Genomic DNA, 2993 nt, shown 5'->3' on the forward strand with positions numbered 1-2993 from the left:
CCGAGCGCGTGGCCCGCGGCCACGGCCAGTCCGAACAGCGGGACGAGCGCGATCGTGGTGGCCGCCAGGGTGATCCGGAACCGCAGGCCGCGTCCGCGCCACCAGCGCACCAGCCCGCGGATCACGTCGGTCGCACCGCGTCGGTCCCGGCTCCGGCACCGGCCTCCCCTCCGGGGACGGTGTCCGGGTCGGAGGCGACGTAGCCGTGGCCGCGGACGGTGCGGACCACCCCGTGCGCCCCGGCGGCCTCCAGCCTGCGCCGCACGTAGCCGACGTAGACCTCGACGACGTTGCGGGTGGCGGCCTGTTCGTCCCCCCACACCGCGCGCAGCAGCTCGTCCTTGGTGACCACGGTGCCGGGCCGCCCGGCGAGCACCTCCAGCAGCGCGAACTCGCGCGGCGAGAACGGGACGGGTTCGTCGTGCCAGCGCACCGTGCGGCTGTCCCGGTCCACCACGAGGGGACCGAGCCGCAGCGGACCCGCACCCCGGCGCTCGCCGGACCGACGCAGCACCGCCCGGACCTGGGCCACGAGCACCACGAACGAGAAAGGCTTGACGAGATAGCCGTCGGCGCCGAGGTCGAACCCGTCGGCCTGGTCGACCTCACCGTCCTTCGCCGAGATCAGCAGCACCGGGGTGGGCACCCCCTCGTCCCGGAGCCGCTCCAGCACGCGGTAGCCGGACAGGCCGGGCACCATGATGTCCAGCAGCAGCACGTCGAAGGTCCCGGTGCGGGCCAGGCGCAGCGCGTCGTGCCCGTCCGCGGCGACCACGACCTCCATGCCCTCCGCGGTGAGCCCGCGGCGCAGCGCCTTGCGCACGCCGGGTTCGTCGTCGACCACCAGCACTCGCGGTTTCACACCCACAGGATGCCCGCCCGCGCCGCCGGGCGCGGGAACTCTCAGCGCGATCTCAGCTCCCGGTGCGGTCTCAGGGACGTCTCAGCTCCGCCGCCGCACCCTGGATGACGTCGGGGCTCCCCGCCCCACCGGCCCCGGACGGGGGCGCGGTGTCGGGGTCCCGGGCACACTGGAGACACCGGACGAGGAGGAACCGTGAACCCGAGAAGACGAGCAACCGCCATCGCCGTGGTGGGCACCGCGGTGGGGGCGACCGGGCTGGGGGTGCTCGCGGCGCCCGCGGGCGCGGGAACGGACCCCGACCTGCCCCCGGTGGAGGCGCAGGCACTGGTGGAGTCGGTGCTGCGCGCCGACGTGCCCGCGTTGTCCGGCACCGTCGGGCTGGACAACGGGCTCGACCTACCCGCCGTACCGGGGGTGCCCGCGCTGGAGTCCGAGTCCGCGCGGGTGTTCCACGACGGGGAGGGGCACAGCCGTGTCGCGCTGGAACGGGAGCGCGGTGAGCTCACCGCCGTGCTGGGCGAGGAGGCGCTGTGGACGTACGACTCCGGCGCGGAGTCGGCGACCCGCGTCGACGTCCCCCGGGGTGAACACCACCGTTCGCCGGGCGCGGGCCGGGAGGCGGCCGACCCCACCGCACTGGCCCGGCAGTTCGTGGCCGGGGCGCGGGAGAGCAGCACCGTCTCGGTGGACGGCACCGCCACGGTCGCCGACCGCCCCGCCTACGAGCTCGTGCTGACCCCGCGGCCGGACGAGCGCACGCTGCTGCGTGAGGTGCGGGTCGCGGTGGACGAGCAGACCCGGATGCCGCTGCGGCTGTCCGTGTTCACCCACGGCACCACCGAACCCGCCCTGGAAGTCGGATTCGACGAGCTCGACCTCGGTGCGCAGCCCGCGCACCTGTTCGAGTTCGAGCCGCCCGAGGGCGTCGACGTCGAGTCCGTGACCCCCGGGGAGAAGAAGGGTGCGCGGCCGGACACCGAAGGCCACGGCCCCGGGCACCGGCCCGTGGAGACCGTCGGGGACGGCTGGGACACCGTCCTGCTCACCCGGCTGCCCGAGGACGCCCTCCGGCAGGGCTCCGACGCGGGCGGCCCCACCGACATGGGCAGCCCCCGTGACCTGCTGCGCCAGGTCGGCGAGCGGGTCACCGGCCCGTACGGCTCCGGCCATCTGATCACCACCGGGGCGGTGACGGCGCTGGTGACCGACGACGGCCGGGTGGCCGTGGGCGCCGTACCGGAGCCGGTCCTGACCGAGGCCCTGGGCACCCGGTGAGCACGACGGGAACCACCGTGGCGGGCCGGGCCCCGGGCCCGCCCGCCACGGGCACCGCCGCACGGACCCGGGGACTGCGCAAGACCTACGGGGCCACCGTGGCCGTCGAGCACGTCGACCTGGACGTCCCCCGGGGCGCGGTGCTCGGGATGCTCGGGCCGAACGGGTCGGGCAAGACCACCACGATCCGGATGCTGCTCGGGCTGGTGCGCCCGACGGCGGGCGAGGTGCACCTGCTGGGTGAGCCGATGCCGGACCGGGCGGCGCGCGCACTCCCGGACGTGGGAGCGCTGGTCGAGTCGCCGGGGTTCCACCCGTTCCTGTCCGGCAGGCAGAACCTGCTGCGCCTGGCCGCCGCCGAACCGCACCTGGCGGGCGGTGACCTCGCAGGGGCGGTGTCGGCCGCACTGGAGCGGGTCGGCCTGGCCGGGGCCGCCGACCGGCGCTACCGGGGCTACTCGCTCGGCATGAAGCAACGCCTCGGCCTCGCGGGGGCGCTGCTGGTGCCCCGGCAGATGGTGGTGCTCGACGAGCCCACCAACGGGCTCGACCCCGCGGGCACCCGCGAGATCCGCACGATCATCGGGGAGCTGCACGCCGCGGGGGTGACCGTACTGGTGTCGTCGCACCTGCTGGCCGAGGTGGAGGCGACCTGCACGCACGTGGCGGTGCTGCACGAGGGCACCGTGGTGGCCCAGGGCGAGCTGGCCGACCTGCTGGAGTCGAACTCGCCCGCGCTGATCGTGTCCACACCGGACACGGAGACGGCGGTGGAGGCGCTGCGCGGCAACCGCGTCCCGGCCCGCCCCGCACCGGAGGGCGTGCGGGCCGACCTGACGGCGGCCACGGCGCC

General features: G+C 75.8%; 3 protein-coding genes. 2 read left to right on the forward strand and 1 reads right to left on the reverse strand.

The annotated features are described in order from the left end of the window. Positions 1-121: 121 nt before the first annotated feature. Positions 122-868: a response regulator transcription factor gene (locus tag ACTIR_RS0104195; protein WP_026453329.1), complete on the reverse strand. Its 747-nt coding sequence runs from the start codon at positions 866-868 to the stop codon at positions 122-124. Positions 869-1057: 189 nt separating this feature from the next. Here ACTIR_RS0104195 and ACTIR_RS0104200 point away from each other — a divergent pair, with 189 nt between their 5' ends. Both ACTIR_RS0104200 and ACTIR_RS0104205 read left to right on the forward strand, forming a co-directional pair. Beyond that, positions 1058-2140, forward strand: a complete 1083-nt coding sequence (locus ACTIR_RS0104200) for a LolA family protein (protein ID WP_026453330.1) — start codon at positions 1058-1060, stop codon at positions 2138-2140. Then, a partial coding sequence (locus ACTIR_RS0104205) for an ABC transporter ATP-binding protein (protein ID WP_052583712.1) occupies positions 2137-2993 on the forward strand: 857 nt, incomplete at its 3' end. The genes ACTIR_RS0104200 and ACTIR_RS0104205, both read left to right, overlap by 4 nt.

It is taken from the genome of Saccharomonospora iraqiensis subsp. iraqiensis (genome assembly GCF_000430445.1).
GTDB classification, from domain to species: Bacteria; Actinomycetota; Actinomycetes; order Mycobacteriales; family Pseudonocardiaceae; genus Saccharomonospora; species Saccharomonospora iraqiensis.